This window comes from Mesorhizobium sp. USDA 3734 (assembly GCF_056279665.1).
This window is the reverse complement of record NZ_JBWCCW010000001.1, coordinates 5,938,328-5,961,337: the sequence shown is the minus strand read 5'-3', so window position 1 is coordinate 5,961,337 and position 23,010 is coordinate 5,938,328. Positions and strand designations below refer to the sequence as shown.

The following is a 23,010-nucleotide window of genomic DNA, read 5'->3' as shown; positions in this document are numbered from 1 at the left end:
TTGCGCTCGCCCCTGAATTGACAGAGACGTCCTCCGCTGCTGCCGCTATATCATCTATGTATTGCTTCCATTGGTGACCGTGCAAGTCTTGCCCTTGCGGCAAGGCGGCGAAAGATTTGCCGTCGAAAATCTCTCCTGCGCCCGACACTTCCAACCGGTGCCCCGCCGCACCCTCGGCCGCCCGGAAAGCGCGCGCTGCATCGATATCGTCAGATCGGCGATCAATAAAAAAATGCGGTCGTTAATAATCTTGTGAATGGAAAAAACTGCTAATTTTTTCTGCCATTTAGCAAAATCGCGGATTTTTTTCCTGCTTCCCGCGGGGTAAGCAAACGGGGTGTTCCAAAGCCGGAAAAACGGTGCTTATATGCGCGCTTCGCGAGCCTGATAGAGGGGCTTGGAAGAACATCAGGGAGTGCTCAATGAAGAAGAAACTGACTTTTGCAGCCGCGTTGCTGGCTGCAAGCGTCCTGGGCGGCGTGGCCAACGCGAAAACTCTGGTCTACTGCGCGGAAGCTTCGCCGGAGGGTTTCGACCCGGCGCCGTATACCGCCGGCCAGACGTTCGACGCGTCGTCGCGCACCGTCTTCAACCGCCTTGTCGAATTCGATCACGGCAAGACAACGACCTCGCCGGGCCTGGCCGAAAGCTGGACGATCTCCGACGATGGCAAGGAATATGTCTTCAAGCTGCGCAAGGGCGTCAAGTTCGCCGCCACCGACTATTTCACCCCGACGCGCGACTTCAACGCCGACGACGTGGTGTTCTCGTTCGAGCGCCAGGTCGACAAGGCCGGCCCGTGGTTCCAGTACATCCCGGGCATTGCCTACCAGTATTACAATGACCAGTTCGGCGACAACATCACCAAGGTCGAGAAGGTCGATGACCTGACGGTGAAGTTCACCCTCAAGGAGCCGGCAATCACTTTCATTCCGACGCTGGGCATGGACTTCGCCTCGGTCGTCTCCAAGGAATATGCCGACAAGCTGCAGGCGGACAAGACACCTGAACTGTTCAACCAGAAGCCGATCGGCACCGGCCCGTTCATCTTCGTCGACTACCAGACCGACGCGGCCATCCGCTACAAGGCCAACCCGGACTATTGGGGCGGCAAGCAGAAGATCGACGATCTGGTCTTCGCCATCACCACCGATCCGGCGGTGCGCGCGCAAAAGCTCAAGGCTGGCGAATGCAACATCATGTCATACCCGGCACCGGCCGACATCGCCGGCCTGCAGGCTGAAGCCAGCCTGAAGGTCGACGAGCAGGAAGGCCTCAATGTCGGCGCGCTGATGTACAACACCCAGCAGAAGCCGTTCGACGATGTGCGCGTCCGCAAGGCGCTCAACATGGCCATCAACAAGAAGGCCATCATCGACGCCGTCTTCCAGGGTGCCGGCCAGGTGGCGATCAACCCGATCCCGCCGACAATGTGGTCGTACAACAAGGAAGTGAAGGACGATCCGTACGATCCGGATGCATCCAAGAAGCTGCTTGAAGAAGCCGGCGTCAAGGACCTCAAGATGAACGTCTGGGCCATGCCGGTGTCGCGCCCGTATATGCCGAATGCGCGCCGCACCGCCGAACTGATCCAGTCGGACTTCGCCAAGGTCGGCGTCACCGTCAACATCGTCAGCTACGATTGGGGTGAATACCTCAAGCGCGCTTCCGCGGTCGATCACGACGGCGCCGTCATCGTCGGCTGGACCGGCGACAATGGCGATCCGGACAACTTCCTCGGCGTGCTCCTGAGCTGCGCTTCCGTCGGTTCGAACAACCGCGCGGAATGGTGCAACAAGGACTTCGACGCGCTCATCAACAAGGCCAAGACCGTTTCGGATCAGGCCGAGCGCACCAAGCTCTATGAACAGGCACAGGTCATCTTCAAGGAACAGGCACCCTGGGCGACGCTCGCTCACTCCAAGGTGTTCATGCCGATGCAGAAGACCGTCACCGGCTTTGCGATGGATCCGCTCGGTATCCATCGCTTCGACGGCGTCGATATCGCCGAATAAGGTTGCGAAACGGGGGCGTCGCCATGTGGTGACGCCCCCACTCGCCCGCCATGCTGCGTTATATCCTCGGCAAGCTCGCCCTCATCATCCCGACCTTCATCGGGATAACCATCCTCGCCTTTGGCTTCGTGCGCATCCTGCCCGGTGATCCCGTGCTGGTGCTTGCGGGCGAACGCGGCCTGTCGCCCGAACGTCACACGGCGCTGATGCACCAGTTCGGTTTCGACCTGCCGATATGGCAACAATATTTGACCTATCTGACCAACATCCTCAGCGGTGATTTCGGCACCTCGTTTTCCACCAAGACGCCGGTGCTCAAGGATTTCCTGGTGCGCTTCCCGGCAACGGTCGAGCTCGCCATCTGCGCCATGATCTTTGCCGTCCTGCTGGGTGTCGCCGCCGGCATATTCGCCGCCATCCGCCGCGGCTCCTGGTTCGATCAGCTGACCATGGGCACGGCGCTGGCAGGATATTCCATGCCGATCTTCTGGTGGGGTCTGCTGCTGATCATCGTGTTTTCCGGCACGCTGCACTGGACGCCGGTTTCCGGCCGCATCGACCTTCTCTATTTCTTCAAGCCGGTGACCGGCTTCATGACCATCGATTCCCTGATCTCGGGCCAGAAGGGCGCCTTCCGCTCGGCGCTGTCGCACCTTGTTCTTCCAACCATCGTGCTTGGCACCATCCCGCTCGCCGTTATCGCCAGGCAGACGCGGTCTGCCATGCTCGAAGTGCTTGGCGAGGATTATGTGCGCACCGCGCGCGCCAAGGGCCTGACCCCGTTCCGCGTCGTCGGCCTGCATGCTTTCCGCAACGCGCTGATCCCGGTCGTCACCACCATCGGCCTGCAGGTCGGCACGCTGCTGACCGGCGCCATCCTGACCGAGAGCATTTTCTCCTGGCCCGGTATCGGCAAATGGATGATCGACGCCATTTCCAAGCGCGACTATTTCACCGTGCAGGGCGGGTTGCTTTTGATCGCGCTGATCGTCATGTCGGTGAACCTGATCGTCGACGTGCTCTACGCCGTCATCAACCCACGCATCCGGGCCAACTGACATGAGCAATGAAGGCCCAGCCACCGTCGAAGCCGCCACCGTCGTCAAGCAGCAGGACGCAAGGCTACAGATGTTCGGCGAGTTCTGGCACTACTTCTCCGTCAACAAGGGCGCGGTGATCGGGCTCTTCGTCTTTGCGCTGCTGATCCTGATCGCCATCTTCGCGCCGCTGCTGGCGCCGCATTCGCCCGACGATCAGTTCCGCGACTTCTTCCTGACGCCACCGGCCTGGCAGGAGGGCGGCAACGCGCAGTTCCTGCTCGGCACCGACGCCGTCGGCCGCGATATGCTGTCGCGGCTGATCTACGGCTCGCGTTTCTCGCTCGCCATCGGCTTCGTCGTTGTCACCACCGCGCTGATCTCCGGCGTCATCCTCGGCCTGCTTGCCGGCTACTGCCGCGGCTGGGTCGACACGCTGATCATGCGCATCATGGACATCATCCTGGCCTTCCCGTCGCTGCTGCTGGCTCTGGTGCTGGTCGCGGTTCTCGGCCCCGGCCTCGTCAACGCCATGATCGCCATCGCCTTCGTGCTGCAGCCGCATTTCGCCCGGCTCACCCGCGCCGCCGTCATGGCCGAGAAGACCCGCGAATATGTCGTCTCGGCCAAGGTCGCCGGCGCCAGCCATCTCAGGCTGATGCTGGTCACCATCCTGCCCAACTGCATCGCGCCGTTGATCGTGCAGGCGACGCTGTCCTTCTCCAACGCCATTCTCGAGGCGGCGGCCCTTGGCTTCCTCGGCATGGGCGCGCAGCCGCCGACGCCCGAATGGGGCACCATGCTGGCCGAGGCGCGCGAGTTCATCCTGCGCGCCTGGTGGGTGGTGACCTTCCCGGGCCTCGCTATCCTGATCACCGTCTTCGCCATCAACCTGATCGGCGACGGCCTGCGCGACGCGCTCGACCCCAAGCTGAAGAGGTCGTGAGCATGCCTCTGCTCGAGATCAAGAACCTCACCGTTTCCTTCGACACCGCGGCCGGACCGTTCATGGCCGTGCAAGGCATCGACCTCTCGATCGAGCCGCGCGAAGTGCTGGCGATCGTCGGCGAGTCCGGCTCCGGCAAGTCGGTGTCGATGCTGGCGGTGATGGGCCTGTTGCCCAACACGGCGACGGTCAAGGCAGACCGCATGGCCTTTGACGGCATCGATCTCCTGGAGCTCAGCCCGTCCGAACGCCGCAAGATCGTCGGCAAGGACATCTCGATGATCTTCCAGGAGCCGGTCGCCAGCCTCAATCCGTGCTTCAACGTCGGCTTCCAGATCGAGGAGGTGCTGCGCTTCCATATGGGCATGGATCGCGCCCAGCGCCGCGCGCGGGCTATCGAACTGATGAAGCTGGTAGGCATCGCCGATCCGGAAGAACGGCTGAGTTCCTTCCCGCACCAGATGTCCGGCGGCCAGTGCCAGCGCGTCATGATCGCCATCGCCATCGCCTGCAATCCGAAACTGCTGATCGCCGACGAGCCGACGACCGCGCTCGACGTCACCATCCAGAAGCAGATCCTCGATCTGCTGGTCTCACTGCAGGCCAAATACGGCATGGGCCTGATCATGATCACCCACAATATGGGCGTGGTGGCCGAGACCGCCGACCGCGTCATCGTCCAGTACAAGGGCCGCAAGATGGAAGAGGCCGACGTGCTGTCGCTGTTTGAATCGCCGAAGAGCAACTACACGCGCGCGCTTCTGTCGGCGCTGCCGGAAAACGCCGTCGGCGACCGGCTGCCGACCGTGTCCGATATGATGTTCGAGCCGGCCCCTTCGGCCGCGGGAGCCGCCCCATGAGCACCACGGTTCTCGAAGGCAAGAACATCGTGCGCGACTACCACATCGGCGGCGGCCTGTTCACCGGACCGCGCACGGTGCATGCGGTCAAGGGCGTCTCCTTCAAGGTGGACAAGGGCAAGACGCTGGCCATCGTCGGCGAAAGCGGCTGCGGCAAGTCAACGCTTGCCCGCATCATCACGCTGATCGATCCGGCGACGGCGGGCGACCTGTTCATTGACGGCAACAAGGTCGACATCGCCAGGAATCCCTTGACGAAAGAGATGCGCCGCAAGGTGCAGATCGTCTTCCAGAATCCCTATGGATCGCTCAATCCGCGCCAGAAGATCGGCGACGTGCTGGGCGAGCCGCTTTTGATCAACACCGACAAGTCGGCGGCCGAGCGGCGCGACCTGGCGATGAAGATGCTGAAGAAGGTCGGCCTCGGCCATGAGCACTACAACCGCTATCCGCATATGTTCTCGGGCGGCCAGCGCCAGCGCATTGCCATTGCCCGCGCGCTGATGCTCAACCCGAGCCTGCTGGTGCTGGACGAGCCGGTCTCGGCGCTCGACCTGTCGGTGCAGGCGCAGGTGCTCAACCTGCTTTCCGACCTGCAGGACGAGTTCCAGCTGACCTATGTCTTCATCAGCCACGATCTGTCCGTGGTGCGTTACATCGCCGACGATGTGATGGTGATGTATTTCGGCGAAGCGGTCGAATACGGCTCGCGCGACGAGGTCTTCGCCGACCCCAAGCACAGCTACACCAGGACGCTGTTCGCCGCGACGCCGCGTGCCGACGTCGCCTCGATCAAGGCAAGGCTTGCGAAGAAGAAGGCGGCCTAACGTCTCTTCGTCATCCTGTGCGAAGCGTCGATTCAAGACAGCTTGGCGATGATGGCGCGCAACGCCTCGCCGAAGCGACGAACTTCCTCGACCGTGTTGTAGTGGACCAGCGAGGCGCGGATGGCGCCGCTGTCCATCGACAGGTTGAGGCGCTTCATCAGCCGCGGCGCGTACATGTGGCCGTCGCGGATGCCGATCTGCATCTCGGCCATTTCCTCGACGATCCGCTGCGGCGACAGTGTGCCGATGTTGAAGCAGAAGGTCGGCACGCGTTCCGTGATCCGGTTCTCGTCGGCAACACCATAGATGGTCGCACCGCAGTCCTTGAGCACAGCGAGCATCTCGCGCGCCAGCAGCAGCTCATAGTCGCGGATGGCGCTCATGCCGGCGACGATGTTGTCGCGCCGCGAGCGGTTGTTGGAGGGTGCAAGATTGCGGCCGATCAGCTCCAGATACTGCACGGCGGCATCCATGCCCGAGACGTTCTCGTAGATGAAGGTGCCGGCCTCGACCTTGTAGGGCGGTTCGTCGGGGATGAAATCCTCGCGGAAGGTCGGCAGCCGCTTCAGCGTTTCGAAACGACCCCACAGGAAGCCCATATGCGGCGAGAAGTTCTTGTAGCCGGAGCAGACGAGGTAGTCGCAGTCCCAGGCCTGCACGTCGATCAGCCCATGCGGTCCGTAATGCACGCAGTCGAGGAAGACTTCGGCACCGGTGGCGTGCGCAATCCTGGCCACTGAAGCGACATCGACGATCGAGCCGATCGAATGCGCCGTCACCGTGCAGGCGACGAGGCGGGTGCGATCGGAAACCAGCGGGCGCAGATCGTCGACATGCAGATTGCCGTCCTCGCGCATCCGCCACCATTTGAACTTGGCGCCGGCGGACTCCAGCGCCAGCCATGTCGCGATGTTGGCATCATGGTCCATGTCGGTGATGACGATCTCGTCGCGCTCTTGCAGCATCTGTCCGATGCCGAGGCTGACCAGGCGGATGAACGATGTGGCGTTCATGCCGAAGCAGATTTCCGCCGGGCTGTAGGCGTTGATCAGCAGCGCCACGCTTGTCCGAGCATCGCCAACCGACTGGTCGACAGTGACGCTGCGGCCATAGCGGCCGCCACGCTGCACATTGTGCGAAACCAGATGGTTGGTCACCGCGTCGAGCACGCTCTGCGGGATCTGCGCGCCGGCGGCATTGTCCAGGAAGATGAAGTCGCCAGCCCGCTGCAAGGCGGGAAACATGGCGCGGATGGTGTCGACGGGGAACGCGCTTGCGTTCGCATTGTTGGTTTGATGCTTGTTCACGGGCAGGCTCCTGCGAAGGACTTGGGCGGGGATCAGGTGGCGAGGTCAGCGCTTCTTTTCGGTCTTGAAGCGCTCTTCAAGCAGGCTGACGAGGCGGACCATCGGCCAGAGGAAGATGAGATAGACAAGCGCCGCGCCGATCAGCGGCGAGGGGTTGGCATAGAGCGACTGCGCGTTGGTCGCTTCCTTCAAGAGTTCCGGCAGCGCCACGGTGGAGGCGAGCGAGGTGTCCTTGAACATCGAGACGCAGTTGCTGGTCATCGGCGGGATGACCACGCGGATCGCCTGCGGCAGCACCACCTTGCGCAAGGTCAGCAGGAACGGCAGGCCAAGTGCTTGCGACGCCTCGAACTGGCCACGCGGAATGCTTTCGATACCGGAGCGGAACACTTCGGCCGAATAGGCTGACATGATGAAGGCGAAGGCAGTCACCGCCGACGCCCAGGACGACAGGCGTATGCCGAGGAACGGCAGCGCATAGTAGATCAGGATCAGCACGACCAGCACCGGCAGGGCGCGGAAGATGTCGGTGTAGCCAACCGCCAGCCACCGCAGCGGCTTCGGCGCATAGAGCCGCACTAGGCTGATCCCCAGGCCGATTGGGATGCCGATGCCGATGCTCAAAATGCCGAGCAGCAGCGTGTTCAGGAAGCCGCGCAGCAGCGCCGGCAGGCTGGACATGATGACATCGGGATTGAAGAAGGTATCCAGCAGCGACATGGGAGCGTTCCCGAACCCGAGAGCAAGGATGCTCAGGTTAAAACCAATCGACCTCGCCAACGGCGAGACGGTCTGCGCGGAAGCCGGCGCTGGAGCATGAAATGAATCGTGCCGGCCTGGAAAGCCGGCACGATGTCAGCGCAGCTTTCAGCTCAGGCCTTCGGCAGCGGCATTTCCTTCATGGTCGAAGAGTCGGCAGGCGCGTCGCTGCCGAACCACTTCTTGTGGATCGCAGCCAGCGTGCCGTCCTTCTTCATCGCGCTCAGCGCGTCGTTCAGCTTGCCGAGCAGCGGGTGGTCCTTGGTCATCATCAGGCCGTACTGTTCGCCGGTCTTGATGCGCTCCTTGACGACCAGATCCTTCATCTTGGTGAAGGAATATTCCATGCCCGGAATGTCGCTGACGGCGGCATCGACACGGCCGGCGCTGAGGTCGAGCAGCAGGTTCTGCTGCGTGTCATAACCCTTCACGTCGCTGAAGCCGTCGGCTTCCTGATGCGCCTTGACCCAGGTTTCGCCGGTCGAGCCGGACAGCACGCCGACGATCTTGCCCTTGAGGTCGGCCTCGGCCTTGATCGGGCTGTCGGTCTTGGTGGCGATGCCCATGTCGGAATCGTAGTAGGGCTGGGTGAACGACTGCGACTTCAGCCGCTCCGCCGTGATGGTGATCGACGAGATGGCGACGTCGATGCGCTTCGACGTGGTGGCGGCGAACAGCGCCTGGAAGCCGAGATCGGCGATGTCGGTGGTCATGCCGATGCGCTTTGCGGCTTCGTTGACGATGTCGACTTCAAAGCCTTCGAAAGTGCCGCTCTCGTTCTTGTATTCGAAGGGCGGATTGGTCGGGTAGGCGCCGACATTGAGCACATCGGCGGCATAGGCGGTGGCGGGGCCGGCGGCGATGCCGATGGCGGCGGCAAGAAGAAGCAGTTTGCGGCGAGTGAAGCTCATTTGTGTTCCCTCTGTTGTTGATCGGGCGGGTTGCTCCCGCACGGTTTTTTGCCGTCCCGTTTCAGGCAGGGCGTCAATTCATGGCAGCGACCATGCGGTCGAGCGCGGTCGCTATCTCTTTGCGTTCACGGTACACGCACATCCGCAGGAAGGCCGTTGCCGAACTCCCGAAGAGATGGCCGGGCGCCAGCCCGACGCGCGCCGTCTCCAGGATTTTGGCGCAGGCAAGACGTGCGTCGCTTTCGCCCTCCATGGCAAAGAAGGCATACATGCCGCCGCGGGGTTTCGCAGGCAGGATGATGCCCGGAATCTGCGCCAGCCTGTCATAGGCAAGGTCAAGGCCGGTCCGGATCCGCTGCCGGATCTCCTCGACCAGCGGCTCGCCCTGGCGGATCGCCGCGACCGCACCAGCCTGGATCGGGGCAGCAGTGCCGCTGTTGACGTACTGTGTCATGGCGCCGAGCTGGTCGGCCACCCCTGACGGATGCGTCAGCCAGCCGATGCGCCAGCCGGTCATCGCCCAGGCCTTGGAGAAACTGTTGACCGACAGCACCCGGTCGCCGTCCTCGGCGATCTGCAGGATGGAGGGAGCAACGTTGCCGTCGAAATAGAGCCGGCCATAGACCTCGTCGGAGATGATCCAGATGCCGGTGCGCCGGCTGAAATCGAGCAGCGCCTGCATCTCCTCGCGCGATGCGGTCCAGCCGGTCGGGTTGGATGGCGTCGACAGGAAGATCGCCCGCGTGCGTGCGTCGCAGGTCGCAAACAGCCTGTCGAGATCGAGATGCCAGTCGCCCTTGAAATCGAGCGCAAACGGCCGTGGCTCACCGCCGATCAAATGGATGGCGTTGTGGATGTTGGGCCATTGCGGCGCGACATAGACGACGTTGCTGCCGGTATCGACCAGCAGTTCCAGCGCCAGGTACAGTGCCTGCATGCCGCCCGGCGTGACGGTGGTGCGTGCGATCGGGATCGGCCGGCCGTGCACGCGCGTCTGATACTCCGACAATGCTTCATTCAAGGGCCCATGGCCGCGCATGTTGGGAACGTAGAAGGTCAGGCCTTCATCGAAGGCGGCCTTGGCGGCGTCGCGGATGAAAGCCGGCGTCACCATGTCGCCTTCGCCATACCAGAGCGCGATCACATCGCCGAGTTCACGCGCCCGCACGGCAAGGTTGGCGATGTTTTCTGTGTGCAGATCGCGAATCTGGGCGCGCACGCCATCGAAGGCATAGCGCGCGCTGGACGATGACTGGGGCAGTACGAACGACAAGGACTGAAACCCCTCCCGGAGCACAACGATGGAATGGCCGGGAAGCCAGTCCCGTACGGCCGTCGCCATTGATCCTGGAATGCTTATCCAAAGTGCGGCACTTTTCAAGACGAAAGTTTTAAGCTTAAAAAGTTTAACCACCCCGTTGCCCGGCCGATACGCATTTTTGCCTGCTACCCCCGTCTCATGCCAATTCGTCGCGTGCGGCGGCACAGTTGGCCGCGGCGCCGGCGCCGAGAAACATCGTATCGCTGGCCAGGATGAAGAAGCTCGCGCCGATGGCTGCCCATTGCCCGACAGGCTGCGGACTGGCGCAAAATATGCCGGCGGCCTTGCCGTGCGCGATCGTCACGCTGATGATCGTGTGAATCGCCGCATTGAGCCTGTCGGCGCCGTTCGGTCCGATCGCATCGATCGACACCGAGAGATCGCCGGGGCCGACAAAGATCACGTCGATGCCATCGACGGCCGCGATCGCTTCGATGTTGGCCAGCCCTTCCGATGTCTCGACCTGGATCGCGACGACGATCCTGTCATTGGCGCCGGCCAGATATTCGGGAATGCGATAGCCGTAGCCGGCGGCCCGGCCGGGACCGACGCCGCGCTCGCCTTTTGGCGGATAGCGCGAGGCTTTCACGGCTGCTTCGGCCTGGGCGGCGGTCGAGACGCGCGGTACCAGCACGCCTTGCGCGCCGCTGTCCAAGGCCGCCTGGATGGCTTCCGGTGCATGGCCGGGAACGCGCACCATGGCCGGCACGCGATGCACATCGGCCGCGCGCACCATGGTCTCGATCATGTCGCGCGAGATCTGCGCATGCTCCCAGTCGATGCAGAGGAAATCGAGGCCGGACTGCGCCATCACTTCGACCGCGACGGGATGGGGAACGGCGGCAAAGGAACCGACGAGATTCGTCTTGCCGATGCATTTCTGGCGGAAGTCGCTCATGCCGATCCCCTTTTTGTCTCTGCCGGAATCCATATCCGCAAACCATGGCGAGGCGAAGCTATTTCATGCTTGAAATATTTTTGCGGAGCCGTAGCGTGCGATCTTCGCCGGGAGGTCGCGACATGAACAAACCACACCCATTGCACGGCCCGAACAGGCTGAAGCTTGGCGTCTTTTCGACCAATGCGGATGGCGGGCTTGCCATCACCGATGTGCCGGAACGCTGGACGGCAAATTGGCAGGACAATGTGACCGCAGCACAGATCGCCGACCGCGCTGGGCTCGAGTTCATGCTGCCGATCGCGCGTTGGCGCGGCTTTGGCGGCCGCAACAAGGTGCGCGAATGGTCGTTCGAGACCTTCACCTGGGCGGCGGCACTCGCCATGGCCACCGAGCAGATCGGCCTGTTCATGACCGTGCATGTGCCGCTGGTGCATCCGCTCTATGCCGCCAAGGCGCTGGCGACGGTCGACCATATCAGCCAGGGTCGCGCGGGCTTGAACATCGTCTGCGGCTGGAACCCGAAGGAATTCGGCATGTTCGGCACGCCTCTGGTCGAGAAGGGCTACGACCAGGCGGCCGAATGGATCGAGATCCTCGAAAAGCTCTATGCCTCGGCCGAGCCGCTGGACTATGAGGGCACCTACTACCGCCTCAAGGAAGCCGTCAGCCGGCCAGCCAGCCTGCAGGTTCCGCGCCCGGTGACCATGAACGCCGCGTTCGGCGGGCCGGGACGAGATTTTGCTGCCGCCAGATGCGATTATCTGTTCACGACCTTTTCCGAGATGAGCGATGCCGGCAGGCACGTCGCCGACATCAGTGAGCGGGCCGACAAGGTGGGCCGCGATGTCGGAGTCTACACCGTGGCGCATGTCGTCTGCCGCCCGACGATGGAAGAAGCGCAGGCCTACTATAACAGCTATGCGGTTGAAATGGCCGACCACGATGCGGTCGATGCGCATATGGCAGGCAAGAAGGAATTCTCGCAATCGCACGACCCGCATGCCTATGACCGCTACCGGCAGCGTTTCGCCGGCGGCGCCGGTACCTACCCGCTGATTGGAACGCCGGAAACGATCGCTGCCGACATGGCTGCCATTGCCGGACACGGCTATCAGGGCATCGCGCTGTCCTTCGTCAACTACACGCAGGAGTTGCCCTATTTCTGCGATCACGTGCTGCCGATTTTGAGACAGGCGGGACTGCGAGGTTAGTAGCATTGCTAGGGGAGGTGATCGGCTAGCCTGTTGGCAACCAGAATTTCTCAGTCAGCTTCGATGATCATCGCGAATATTCGGAATTAGCCGAAACCTCCCAACTTCGTCATCCTGGGGCGTAGCAAGGAGCGAAGCGACGCGGCGCAGACCCGGGATCCATGCCGCGACTTCCGAGCGCTCCTGCGGTGCAGATTTCTTCTCCGCTGCACTTTACGACAAAAGTCACGGCATGGATCCTCGGGTCTGCGCCGCGTCGCTTCGCTCCTTGCTCCGCCCGTGGATGACGAAGTGATGGCGTTTATTCCGGGATGACGGCAGTCGCCTGGATCTCCACCTTGGCGCGGTCCTCGACCAGCGCCATCACCTGCATGGCGGCCATCGCCGGAAAGTGCCGGCCGATCACCTCGCGATAGGCCTCGCCGATGCCCCTGAGATTGGCACGGTATTCGGCTTTGTCGGTAAAATACCAGGTCATCGAGGTGATGTGCTGCGGTCCGGCACCGGCTTCCGCCAGCACCGCCACGATGTTCTCGAGCGTCTGCCGCACCTGGCCGACAAAGTCGTCGGTTTCGAACTGGCACTGCCCGTTCCAGCCGACCTGTCCGCCGACGAAGACGAGCCGCCCGCGCGCCGCGACGCCATTGGCGTAGCCGACAGGTTTTGCCCAGCCTTCCGGCTGCAGAATCGTGTGCATTCAAAACCTCCCGGTATTCCAAAAACCAATTTTCAAAATCGAATGCCCGTCAAATCTCTGCCGTCAGGCCGCGCCCATCACTTGTCGCGCGATCACCACCTTCTGCACGTCGGAGGCGCCCTCATAGATGCGCAGCGCGCGGATCTCGCGATACAGGCTTTCGACGATATGGCCTTTGCGGACACCGTCGCCGCCATGCAGTTGCACGGCCCTGTCGATCACCTCTTGCGCCTTGTCGGTGGCAAACAGCTTGGCCATCGCCGCTTCGCGGGTGACGCGTGGCGCACCCATGTCCTTGGTCCAGGCGGCGCGGTAGACCAGCAGGGCGGCGGCGTCGACATCCAGCGCCATGTCGGCGATATGGCCCTGTACCATCTGCAACTCGCCCATCGGCGCGCCGAACAGTTTGCGCTCGGCCACGCGTTTGATGCTTTCATCCAGCGCGCGGCGGGCAAAGCCGAGTGCCGCCGCCCCGACCGTCGAGCGGAAGACGTCGAGCACCGACATGGCGATGCGAAAGCCGTCGCCCGGCTTGCCGATCAGCGCCGCTACGGGCAGGCGGACCTTGTCGAACGACAGCCGCGCCAGCGGATGCGGCGCGATCACTTCCAGGCGTTCGGCAATGCCAAGGCCTTTGGCGTCGCCAGGCACAAGGAAGGCGGAGAGCCCCTTGGCGCCCGGCGCCTCGCCGGTGCGGGCGAAGACGACATAGAGATCGGCGATGCCGCCATTGGAGATCCAGGTTTTTTCGCCTGAGAGAATATAGCTGTCGCCGTCGCGGATCGCCGTCATTTCGGTGTTGGCGACATCCGATCCCGAGCGCGGTTCCGACAGGGCAAAGGCGGAAATCGCCTTGCCGGCACGTGTCTTCGACAGCCATTGCTGCTGTTCCGCCGTGCCGAACAGACTGAGCGCGCCGGTGCCCAGCCCTTGCATGGCGAAGGCGAAATCGGCCAACCCGTCATGGCGCGCAAGCGTCTCGCGGGTGATGCACAGTGTGCGCACGTCGAGTGGTCCAGGACTGTTGGTGTCGAGTGCCGTCGGCTTCAGCCAGCCGTCTTGGCCAAGCTTGCCCACCAGCTCGCGGCAGGCGGCGTCGACATCATGATGATCGACCGGCAGGTTCTTTGAACACCATGTCTCCAGGTGCTCGGCCCATTCGCGATGGCGGTCCTCGAAGAACGGCCAGTTGAGGAAGGAGCGGTCAGGCATTGGTGCCTACCTCCGCGCAGCGATCCGTCACACCCCCCTCTGTCCTGCCGGACATCTCCCCCGCAAGGGGGGAGATTGGCAGCCTTGCCGACGGCTTCGACCTGACAATGTTGGAGATTGGCGAAAACAAAACGTACAGCCGATCTCCCCCCTTGCGGGGGAGATGGCCGGCAGGCCAGAGGGGGGTGCCTGTGCGCAAACCGCTCATCCTCAATTGCCCTCGAACACCGGCTTTTCCTTGGCCACGAACGCCTTGTAGGCGCGCTCGAAGTCGCGGGTCTGCATGCAGATCGCTTGCGCCTGCGCTTCCGCTTCGATCGCCTGGTCGAGGCCCATCGACCATTCCTGGTTGAGCTGCGTCTTGGTGATGCCGTGGGCGAAGGTCGGACCGGAGACGATGCGCGCCGCCATGTCGAGCGCGTCGGCCTCCAGCGAAGCGGCATCGACCAGCCGGTTGTAAAACCCACCAGCGCTCCCCTTCCGCCGCGGTCATGGTGCGGCCGGTGTAGAGCAGTTCGGCGGCGCGGCCCTGGCCGATGATGCGCGGCAGGATCGCGCAGGCGCCCATGTCGCAGCCGGCGAGGCCGACGCGGGTGAACAGGAACGCGGTCTTCGCTTCCGGCGTGGCGATGCGGATATCGGAACTCATCGCAATGATGGCGCCGGCGCCGACCGCGACGCCGTCGACGGCCGCAATGATCGGCTTGCCGCAATTCAGCATCGCCTTGACGAAATCGCCGGTCATGCGGGTGAAGGCCAAGAGCTCCTTCATGTCCATCTTGACCAGCGGACCGATGATGTCGTGGACATCGCCGCCAGAGCAGAAATTGCCGCCATTGGAGAGAAACACCACGGCGTCGACATCGTCGGCATAGACGAGGTCGCGGAACGTGTCGCGCAGCTCGGCATAGCTGTCGAAGGTCAGCGGGTTCTTGCGCTCCGGCCGGTCGAGCCGGACCTTGGCGATCCTGCCCTCGACCTCCCACAGGAAATGCTTCGGCTTGCGCCCGGCCATTTCGGTCATTCGCGTCCCTCCCAGTTGCTGCGGAACGAGGTCAGCATGCCGGTCAGCCGGCGCGCGTCATCCTCGCTGACCTTGCCCAGCAATTCACCGATCCAGCCTTCATGCGCCGCGGCGATGGTGGCAAAGGCCTGCGTGCCTTCCTCGGTCAGCCGCACCATGGAGGTGCGGCGGTCGCCATTGCGCCGCGCGCGGGCGACAAGTCCCTCCGAAACTAGCCGGTCGACGATGCCCGTGACATTGCCGTTGGACACCAGCAGGAAGCGCGACAGGTCGCTCATCAGCATACCTTCCGGCACGCGGTAGAGTGCCGCCATCACGTCGAAGCGCGGCAGCGTCGTGTTGAACTCCTTCTTCAGCCGCTCGCGCAGCTCGGCCTCGATCGTGCGCGAGGCACGCAGCAGCCTTATCCACAGACGCAAGCGGTCCTTGCCGGGTCCCGACGGCGCGGGCAGGGGGCCGGCTACCATGTTTCGCCTCCTGAGATGGAAATCGCCTGTCCGGTGATCGACTGGGCGGCGTCGCCACACAGCCACAGCACGGCGGCGGCAACCTCTTGCGGCTGGATGAAGCGGCTCTGCGGGTTGGTCGAGGCAAGGCTCGACCGCGCCTGCTCGACCGAGCGGCCGGTCTTCTCGATGATGCGTTGGATGGATTCCTCCAGCATTTCGGTTTCGACGAAGCCAGGGCACACGGCGTTGACGGTCACGCCGGATTTCGCCGTCTCGGCCGCTAGCGCCCGCATCAGGCCGACGACGCCATGCTTTGCCGCCACATAAGGCGCGACATAGGCGTAGCCTTTCAGCCCGGCCGTGGAGGCGATGAAGACGATACGCCCCGCCTTACGCGCTGCCATCCCGGCGAGCGCCGGCTTCACCGTCAGGAAGGCGCCGGTCAAATTGACGTCGAGCGTCCGCTGCCAGTCGCTGAGCGCGGTTTTGTGCGCCGGCGCGCTGCCGGACATGCCGGCATTGGCGACGACGATGTCGAACGGCCCGCGCGCGGCTTGCGCCCTCTCGTAGAGCGACGCCATCGCCGCCTCATTGGTGACATCGGCGGCGATGCCGAAAATGCCTTTGCTTTCGCCGGCCACCTTGGCAAGTTCCGCTTCGCGGCGGCCGCAGACGGTCACGTCGATGCCGGCACCCGCCAGCGCCAGCGCGATGGCCCGGCCGACACCGGAGCCACCGCCGGTGACCAGCGCATGCTTGCCCGGGATCGTCGAGACGGTACTCATACTTTCAGCCCCGCTGCCGCGTCGCGCTCGGCCAGCCGGTAGAGCTGGTCGCGTCCGGGCAGATAGGGATCCGGCCACTTCACGCCACGGTCGCCGAGCGTGACGGCGGCATGCAGCGTCCAATAGGGATCGGCGAGGTGCGGCCGCGCCAGCGCCACCAGGTCGGCGCGGCCGGCCATCAGGATCGAATTGACATGGTCCGGCTCGTAGATGTTGCCGACCGCCATCGTCGCCATGCCGACCTCGTTGCGGATACGGTCGGAGAACGGCGTCTGGAACATGCGGCCGTAGACCGGCTTGGCCAAGACGGAAGTCTGGCCGGCCGAGACGTCGCAGATGTCGACGCCTGCCTCATGCAGCAGCCGTGCGATCTCGACCGCATCGGCCGGCGTCACACCTTCGATGCCGACCCAGTCATTGGCTGAAATGCGCATCGAGATCGGCTTCTCCGCCGGCCAGGCGGCGCGCACCGCGCGGAAGATTTCGAGGGGATAGCGCATGCGATTATCAAGCGAACCGCCATAGGCATCCGTGCGCCGGTTGGTGACCGGCGTTATGAAGGACGACAGCAGATAGCCATGCGCGGCGTGGATCTCCAGCATGTCGAAGCCGCAGCGATCGGCCATCTCGGCCGAGGCGACGAACTCGTCTCGCACCCGGTCCATGTCGGCGCGGTCCATCGCCTTCGGCACCTGATTCTGCGGCGACCACGCGACAGCCGAGGCCGCCATCACAGGCCAGTTGCCTGAAACCAACGGCACGTCGGTGCCCTCCCAGCCGAGCCGGGTCGAACCCTTGGCGCCGGAATGGCCAATCTGGGCGCAGATCTTGGCTTCGGTCTCGGTGTGGACGAAATCGACCAGCCGCTTCCACGCCACCTCATGTTCGGGCGCGTAGAAGCCGGGACAGCCGGGCGTGATGCGGCCTTCAGCGCTGACGCAGGTCATCTCGATATAGATGAGGCCGGCGCCACCTTTGGCCCGCTCGGCATAGTGGGTGAAATGCCAGTCGGTCGGGCAGCCGTCGATGGCCTTGTACTGCGCCATCGGCGAGACGACGACGCGGTTCTGCAGCCTCATGTCGCGCAGCTTGAACGGCGCGAACATCGGCGCGCGACGCAGGCTGTTGCCGCCGGCGCCCGCCTGGCGCTGGAACCATTCCTCGGCGCTTTCAAGCCATTCGGCATCGCGCAGCCGCAAATTCTCGTGGCTGATGCGCTGCGAGCGGGTCAAAAGCGAATAGTTGAACTGCACCGGATCAAGACCGAGATAGCGCTCGACCTCCTCGAACCATTCGAGCGAGTTGCGCGCCGCCGATTGCAGCTTCAGCACCTCGGTGCGGCGGGCATCCTCATATTTGCGGAACGCGGCGTCGAGGTCGGGTTCGGTTTCGACATACTCGGCCAGCGCTACCGCGCTTTCCAGCGCCAGCTTGGTGCCCGAGCCGATCGAGAAATGCGCCGATGCCGCGGCATCGCCCATCAGGGCGAGGTTCTTGTAGGACCAGCGCTCGCACAGCACGCGCGGGAAATTGATCCAGGCCGAGCCACGGATGTGGTTGGCATTGGTCATCAGCGCGTGGCCGCCGAGATGCTTGGCAAAAATGCGCTCGCAGACGGCGATCGATTCCTGCTGCGACATCGCGCCGAAGCCGAAAGCAGCCCAGGTCTGTTCGCTGCATTCGACGATGAAGGTCGCGGTGTCGCTGTCGAACTGGTAGGCGTGCGCCCACACCCAGCCATGCTCGGTCTTCTCGAAGATGAAGGTGAAGGCGTCGTCGAACTTCTGGTTGGTTCCGAGCCAGACGAACTTGCATTTGCGGGTGTCGATGTCGGGCTTGAAGATGTCGACGAAGCTGTTGCGCGCCCTGGAGTTCAGGCCGTCGGCAGCGACGACCAGATCATGCGTCTCCATGTAAGGTTTGGGATCGGCGATGTCGGTCTCGAACATCAGCTTGACGCCGAGTTCTCGAGCGCGGCGCTGCAGCAGGACCAGCAGCCGCTTGCGGCCGATGCCGCAGAAACCGTGCCCGGTCGAGACCGTGCGCACGCCATCATGGATGACGGCGATGTCGTCCCAATAGGCAAAATGTTTCTTGATCCAGACGGCGCTGACCGGATCGTTTTTCGACAGATTGTCGAGCGTCTCGGCCGACAGCACGACACCCCAGCCGAACGTGTCGTCGGCGCGGTTGCGCTCGAACACCGTCACATCGTGCGCGGCGTCCCTGAGTTTCATCGAAATGGCAAAGTAGAGGCCGGCTGGTCCACCGCCGAGAACCGCAACCTTCATCTGTGCGATCTCCTCTTCGCTTGCTGTCTTGTGAGTATCGCGCCGGCGGCAAGATATTTCAAGCTTAAAGTTTTATGTCGAAATCATTGTGCGACCATTGGACGGCGCGCCTGCGTGTCGTCCCGCAAGCGCGCCGCCAGCGGTCACTTTTCCGGGTTCCTCGGGCTCCACAGCACCGTCTCGGCACCCTTCTCATAGGCCATGCCATCGGGATAGCTGATCGCTTCCAGTTGCAGTCCCCAGGGCGCCTGGAAGTAGAGAATGGTCTGGCCAGCGGCGGGTCCTTCCTTGACCGGCAGCGGCCCCATCCGCGTCTTGACGCCCTTGCCGTCGAGATAGGCTTTGGCGGCGGCGACATCGTCGACATAGAGGGCGATGTGGAAGCCGCCAATGTCGCTGTTCTTCGGCGTCAAATCCTTCTGGTCGGGCGCGGTGTATTTGAACAGCTCGATGTTCGATCCATAGCCGCAGCGCACCATGGTGACCTGCTCGATGACTGCCTTCGGATCGACGCCCAGCAGATCCTGCATGAAGGTGCCCTTGTCGTCGGCAAACGGGCCGAATGACATCGCCTTCTTGCAGCCGACAACCTCGGTGAAGAAGTCGACCGCCTGCTTCATGTCGGGAACCGTGATGCCGGTGTGATCGTGCCCGCGCATGCCGGGGATCGAGCTGGCGGCGGCGATGCCGGCGCTGCCGAAAACAGCAACCGCGAGCATTGCATTTCGAAGTATCGTCTTCATGTCAGTCCTCTCCATTGGCGGGACTTGTGTCTTTGCCGGTCGCACGTCCGAGGCCCGCTTTTCGGCGTGCGTGTGCATTCATGTCGGGGCCTTGGCGGCGGCAGGGATGTCCAGCCAGCCCGCATCGATCTCGGGCAGCGGAATGGCTGCGATCAGGTCGCGCGTGTAGGCCTGCCGCGGCTTGTCGAACAAGGCGTCGGTGGCGCTCGCCTCGACGATCACGCCTTCGCGCATGACGATGACTTGGCGGCACAGCCGCCGAATGACAGACAGATCGTGGCTGATGAAAGCGACGGTCAGGCCCATCTCCGCCGCGAGCTTTTCCAGCAAGGTCAGGATCTGTGCCTGAGTCGACACATCCAGCCCGGAGACGATCTCGTCGGCCAGCACGAATTTCGGCGACAGCGCCAGCGCCCGCGCGATGCCGACGCGCTGGCGCTGGCCGCCGGACAGTTCGTGGCGGTAGCGGCTGGCAAAGCTCTGCGGCAGGCCGACACGCTGCAGCGCGTCGGCGACGCGGGTCTTCAGATTGTCGCCGAGGCCATTCTGTTTCAGCGGTGCGGCGATGATGCTGGCAATGGTGCGGCGCGGGTTGAGCGACGACATCGGATCTTGAAAAATCATCTGCAGATTGCGGCGCAGTGGTCGCAGCTCCGCTTCCGACAGATGGGTAATGTCGCGACCGTCGAAAGTGATGCTGCCGGCGCTGGGCTCCAGGAGGCGCACCAAAGCGCGGCCGAGCGTCGACTTGCCGGATCCGGATTCGCCGACGATGCCGGTCACCGAGCCCTTGGGCAGATCGAAATCCAGGCCTTTGAGGATCTCGGCCAGCGGCGCGCGGCCGATCAGGGGTTTGCGCGTCATGTCGGGCAGCGCGACCTTCAGCCCGCGAACGGAAAACAGCGGCTCAGCCATGTGGCGGCCTCCAGGCCTGATCGGCGGCAGCGATCTCTGAAGCAAGCCCGGCCAGCACCGCCTCGTCCACCGGCTTCAACGAGGCGAAGGGGTCGGTGTAGCGCGGCGTCGCCGCCATCAATGCGCGTGTGTAGGGGTGCTGCGGCGCGGCAAACAGTGCTGCGGTCTCGGCCTCTTCAACCACCTTGCCGGCATAGAGCACCGAGACCTTCTGGCTGATCTTGGCGACGACGCCGAGATCATGGGTGACGAAGAGGATCGCCGTGCCGTGCTCGCGTTGCAATTGCACGATCAGCCGCAGGATCTGCTTCTGCACGGTCACATCGAGCGCCGTGGTCGGCTCGTCGGCGACGATCAGGCGAGGTTCGGCGGCGAAGGCAGCGGCGATCAGCACGCGCTGGCGCATGCCGCCGGAAAGCTCGTGCGGATAGCTTTTCAGCACGCGGTCGGGGTCTCGGATCTGCACCTCGTCCAGCAACTGGCGAATGCGGGTATCGGCCCTCTCGCCACTCCAGCCGAGAATGCGCACCAGCCGGTCGGTCATTTGCGAGCCGATGCGCCGCGATGGGTTGAGCGCGGTCAACGGATCCTGCGGGATCAACGCCGTGCGTGCGCCAATCAGCGTGCGCCTTGCCTTCGGCTGAAGCCGGCCGAGATCCTCGCCTTCGAGCAGCATGTCGCCCTCGACAACGCGCACGCTCGACGGCAGGACACCAAGCACCGCCTTGCCGATCATCGTCTTGCCGGCGCCGCTCTCGCCGACCAGCGCGCGGACCTCGCCGGGCTGAACGGCAAGCGACACCGAGCGCAGCACGCGCTGGCCGTTCGGCAGCACCGCGCTCAAGCTGCGGATATCGAGGCAGACCGGGCTCATCGCAGCACCGGATCGAAGCGGGTCTTCAACGCCTCGCCGAACTGGCTGAACGACAGCACGGTGAGGATCAACGTGATCAGCGGAAACACCAGCACCCACCAGGCCTGGTGGATCGACAGCCGGCCCTCGGCGATGATGCCGCCCCAGGTCGGATCGTCGGTCGAGATCGACAGATTGACGAAGGACAGGATCGCCTCGACGATGACGGCAATGCCCATTTCCAGCGACAGCAGCGCCACGATCGACGGCACCACATTGGGCAGCACTTCGCGCAGCATGATGCCGATGCGGCCATAGCCGGCGATGCGGGCGTTCTCGACATAGTCCATGCGCGACTGGCCCATCGTCTCGGCGCGGATCACCCGGCAGAAACGCGTCCAGTCGATGATGGCGATGGCGAGGATGACGGAGCTGAGGCCGGTGCCGAGCACGGCGACCAGCAGGATGGCGAAAAGCACCGGCGGAAACGCCATCCAGACATCGACGATGCGCGAGATGATGCGGTCGGCCCAGCCACCGAAATAGCCCGCGATCAGACCCAGCGTCGAGCCGACCACGCACGCGGCGATGGCCGCGGCAAACGCGACGATGAAAGCGATGCGGCCGCCGAAGATCAGTCGGGACAGAAGGTCCCGGCCGAGGCTGTCGGTGCCGAGCCAGTAGCCGGGCTCGGCACCATTCATCCAGAACGGCGGCAGCCGCTCCAGCATCAGATCCTGCGCCAGCGGGTCCTGCGGCGCGACCAGCGGCGCGAAGATCGCGGCCAGCAGCGCCAGCAGCAGCCAGCCGCCGGCAAGCCACAAACGTGGCGATACACCTCGCCTTCGAGCACGGCCCTCATCCATGGCGCAGCCTCGGATTGAGCAGCGCATACATCATGTCGACGGTGAGGTTGATCAGCACGAACAGCAACGCGAAGACCAGTACGATGCCCTGGATCAGCGGCAGGTCGCGGTTGATGACGGCATCGATCGCCATATTGCCGAGGCCTTCATAAGAGAACAGCCGTTCGACGATGACCGTGCCGCCAATGAGGAAGGTGAACTGCACGCCGACCAGCGTCAGCGTCGGCAGGGCGGCATTCTTCAGCGCCTCGCGCAGGATGACCTGCGTTTCCGAAAACCCCTTCACCCGCGCCAGCACGACATAGTCGAGGTCGAGCACTTCCTTCAGCGACTGTTTCAGCAGCTGCGAGATGATTGCCGCCAGCGGCAGCGCCAGCGCCACGGCTGGCATCAGCATATGCTTCAGGAGATCCCAGGTCAGGTCGAGGCGCAAGCGCAACAGGCTCTCGAACAGATAGAACTGGGTGACGAAGGGCAGGTCGAGCTGCGGCGACACCCGGCCGGAAATGTCGAAGATCGGCACCAGCACGCCGAACAGAAGGATCAGCACCAGGCCCCACAGGAAATCGGGAATGGAAAGCGCCGCGCCGCTGGCGATGTCAATGCCGGCCTCGACCGCCGTGCCGCGCTCGCGCGCGCCGATGACCGCCGTGGGGCCGCCGAGTGCCACCGCCATCACAAGTGCGACGATGGCAAGCTCCAGCGTCGCCGGCAGCCGGTTGAAGACGAGGCCGAGTACGTCTTGCCTGAGCGAAATCGAGGTGCCGAAATCGCCCCTGACCACGCCGGACAACCAGATGAAGAACTGCTGCACGATGGTCTTGTCGAGCCCATAGAGCGCGCGCAGCCGGGCAATGTCGGCATCCGTCGCTCCGGGCGGCAGCATCATGGCGATCGGATCGCCGGGCGCGACGCGGATCACGACGAAGACGACGACGGCCACGCCAAACAGCGTGATCAGCATCGTCAGGAGACGGATCAGGAATCGTTGCAGGAGCATGTAAATCTTTGCGGGAGCCCGTGGGCTCGTATGCCCGATGGAAAATGCGCGCCGTCATTGACGACGGCGCGCGGCAATTC

Annotated in this window: 21 protein-coding genes and 1 pseudogene; 6 read left to right on the top strand and 16 right to left on the bottom strand. The window is 63.6% G+C overall.

Going from position 1 to position 23,010, the window contains the following annotated elements:
• Positions 1-422: 422 nt before the first annotated feature.
• The 5 genes from ACZ89F_RS28560 to ACZ89F_RS28540 all read left to right on the top strand — a co-directional run bounded on the left by ACZ89F_RS28560 (position 423) and on the right by ACZ89F_RS28540 (position 5,685).
• A complete protein-coding gene (locus ACZ89F_RS28560) occupies positions 423-2,015 on the top strand; it encodes an ABC transporter substrate-binding protein (RefSeq protein ID WP_476095332.1) in 1,593 nt (530 codons plus the stop codon).
• A gap of 50 nt (positions 2,016-2,065) precedes the next feature.
• On the top strand, positions 2,066-3,073 hold the full coding sequence (locus ACZ89F_RS28555; RefSeq protein ID WP_476095330.1) for an ABC transporter permease subunit: 1,008 nt from the start codon (positions 2,066-2,068) through the stop codon (positions 3,071-3,073).
• A 70-nt stretch (positions 3,074-3,143) separates the two neighbouring features.
• Positions 3,144-3,998, top strand: a complete 855-nt coding sequence (locus tag ACZ89F_RS28550; RefSeq protein ID WP_244482870.1) for an ABC transporter permease subunit — start codon at positions 3,144-3,146, stop codon at positions 3,996-3,998.
• 2 nt (positions 3,999-4,000) lie between these two features.
• Positions 4,001-4,858, top strand: a complete 858-nt coding sequence (locus tag ACZ89F_RS28545; RefSeq protein WP_476097416.1) for an ABC transporter ATP-binding protein — start codon at positions 4,001-4,003, stop codon at positions 4,856-4,858.
• Positions 4,855-5,685, top strand: coding sequence for a dipeptide ABC transporter ATP-binding protein (locus ACZ89F_RS28540; RefSeq protein WP_476095328.1), 831 nt, complete (start codon positions 4,855-4,857; stop codon positions 5,683-5,685). The genes ACZ89F_RS28545 and ACZ89F_RS28540 overlap by 4 nt, the downstream gene beginning before the upstream one ends.
• A gap of 32 nt (positions 5,686-5,717) precedes the next feature.
• Here ACZ89F_RS28540 and ACZ89F_RS28535 read toward each other — a convergent pair whose 3' ends face one another.
• The 5 genes from ACZ89F_RS28535 to ACZ89F_RS28515 all read right to left on the bottom strand — a co-directional run bounded on the left by ACZ89F_RS28535 (position 5,718) and on the right by ACZ89F_RS28515 (position 10,881).
• Positions 5,718-6,992 (bottom strand): cysteine desulfurase-like protein, encoded by a 1,275-nt coding sequence (locus tag ACZ89F_RS28535; protein ID WP_476095327.1) that lies wholly within the window; start codon positions 6,990-6,992, stop codon positions 5,718-5,720.
• Between the two features lie 45 nt (positions 6,993-7,037).
• On the bottom strand, positions 7,038-7,712 hold the full coding sequence (locus ACZ89F_RS28530; protein ID WP_023811481.1) for an amino acid ABC transporter permease: 675 nt from the start codon (positions 7,710-7,712) through the stop codon (positions 7,038-7,040).
• Between the two features lie 152 nt (positions 7,713-7,864).
• On the bottom strand, positions 7,865-8,662 hold the full coding sequence (locus ACZ89F_RS28525; protein ID WP_109666189.1) for an ABC transporter substrate-binding protein: 798 nt from the start codon (positions 8,660-8,662) through the stop codon (positions 7,865-7,867).
• Between the two features lie 73 nt (positions 8,663-8,735).
• Positions 8,736-9,935, bottom strand: coding sequence for a pyridoxal phosphate-dependent aminotransferase (locus ACZ89F_RS28520; protein ID WP_476095326.1), 1,200 nt, complete (start codon positions 9,933-9,935; stop codon positions 8,736-8,738).
• 184 nt (positions 9,936-10,119) lie between these two features.
• Positions 10,120-10,881, bottom strand: a complete 762-nt coding sequence (locus ACZ89F_RS28515) for an HpcH/HpaI aldolase family protein (RefSeq protein ID WP_476095325.1) — start codon at positions 10,879-10,881, stop codon at positions 10,120-10,122.
• 122 nt (positions 10,882-11,003) lie between these two features.
• Here ACZ89F_RS28515 and ACZ89F_RS28510 point away from each other — a divergent pair, with 122 nt between their 5' ends.
• Positions 11,004-12,095 carry an LLM class flavin-dependent oxidoreductase gene (locus ACZ89F_RS28510; RefSeq protein WP_476095323.1) on the top strand — a complete coding sequence of 364 codons (1,092 nt, stop codon included), beginning with the start codon at positions 11,004-11,006 and terminating at the stop codon, positions 12,093-12,095.
• 301 nt (positions 12,096-12,396) lie between these two features.
• Here the strand turns inward: ACZ89F_RS28510 and ACZ89F_RS28505 are convergent, their stop codons facing one another.
• The 11 genes and pseudogenes from ACZ89F_RS28505 to ACZ89F_RS28455 form a co-directional block, all read right to left on the bottom strand.
• Positions 12,397-12,792: a RidA family protein gene (locus ACZ89F_RS28505; protein WP_476095322.1), complete on the bottom strand. Its 396-nt coding sequence runs from the start codon at positions 12,790-12,792 to the stop codon at positions 12,397-12,399.
• 63 nt (positions 12,793-12,855) lie between these two features.
• The gene (locus ACZ89F_RS28500) at positions 12,856-14,004 is read right to left on the bottom strand and encodes an acyl-CoA dehydrogenase family protein (protein ID WP_476095321.1); all 1,149 of its coding nucleotides are present in this window, start codon (positions 14,002-14,004) and stop codon (positions 12,856-12,858) included.
• A gap of 210 nt (positions 14,005-14,214) precedes the next feature.
• Positions 14,215-15,028: pseudogene (locus ACZ89F_RS28495) on the bottom strand (enoyl-CoA hydratase family protein).
• Positions 15,025-15,495 carry a MarR family winged helix-turn-helix transcriptional regulator gene (locus tag ACZ89F_RS28490; RefSeq protein WP_352661046.1) on the bottom strand — a complete coding sequence of 157 codons (471 nt, stop codon included), beginning with the start codon at positions 15,493-15,495 and terminating at the stop codon, positions 15,025-15,027. Before ACZ89F_RS28490 ends, ACZ89F_RS28495 begins: the two are co-directional and overlap by 4 nt.
• Positions 15,489-16,262: an SDR family NAD(P)-dependent oxidoreductase gene (locus tag ACZ89F_RS28485; RefSeq protein WP_476095320.1), complete on the bottom strand. Its 774-nt coding sequence runs from the start codon at positions 16,260-16,262 to the stop codon at positions 15,489-15,491. Before ACZ89F_RS28485 ends, ACZ89F_RS28490 begins: the two co-directional genes overlap by 7 nt.
• Positions 16,259-18,553: a bifunctional salicylyl-CoA 5-hydroxylase/oxidoreductase gene (locus ACZ89F_RS28480; RefSeq protein ID WP_476095318.1), complete on the bottom strand. Its 2,295-nt coding sequence runs from the start codon at positions 18,551-18,553 to the stop codon at positions 16,259-16,261. Before ACZ89F_RS28480 ends, ACZ89F_RS28485 begins: the two co-directional genes overlap by 4 nt.
• 143 nt (positions 18,554-18,696) lie before the next feature.
• Positions 18,697-19,296: a VOC family protein gene (locus ACZ89F_RS28475; RefSeq protein WP_476095317.1), complete on the bottom strand. Its 600-nt coding sequence runs from the start codon at positions 19,294-19,296 to the stop codon at positions 18,697-18,699.
• A 78-nt stretch (positions 19,297-19,374) separates the two neighbouring features.
• A complete protein-coding gene (locus ACZ89F_RS28470) occupies positions 19,375-20,211 on the bottom strand; it encodes an ATP-binding cassette domain-containing protein (RefSeq protein WP_476095315.1) in 837 nt (278 codons plus the stop codon).
• Entirely contained in the window at positions 20,204-21,085 is an 882-nt protein-coding gene (locus ACZ89F_RS28465; protein ID WP_476095313.1) for an ABC transporter ATP-binding protein, read from the bottom strand. The genes ACZ89F_RS28470 and ACZ89F_RS28465 overlap by 8 nt, the downstream gene beginning before the upstream one ends.
• Complete coding sequence (locus tag ACZ89F_RS28460) at positions 21,082-21,930, bottom strand: ABC transporter permease (RefSeq protein WP_476095311.1); 849 nt, start codon at positions 21,928-21,930, stop codon at positions 21,082-21,084. The genes ACZ89F_RS28465 and ACZ89F_RS28460 overlap by 4 nt, the downstream gene beginning before the upstream one ends.
• Positions 21,923-22,930 carry an ABC transporter permease gene (locus ACZ89F_RS28455; protein WP_476095309.1) on the bottom strand — a complete coding sequence of 336 codons (1,008 nt, stop codon included), beginning with the start codon at positions 22,928-22,930 and terminating at the stop codon, positions 21,923-21,925. Before ACZ89F_RS28455 ends, ACZ89F_RS28460 begins: the two co-directional genes overlap by 8 nt.
• Positions 22,931-23,010 lie beyond the last annotated feature (80 nt).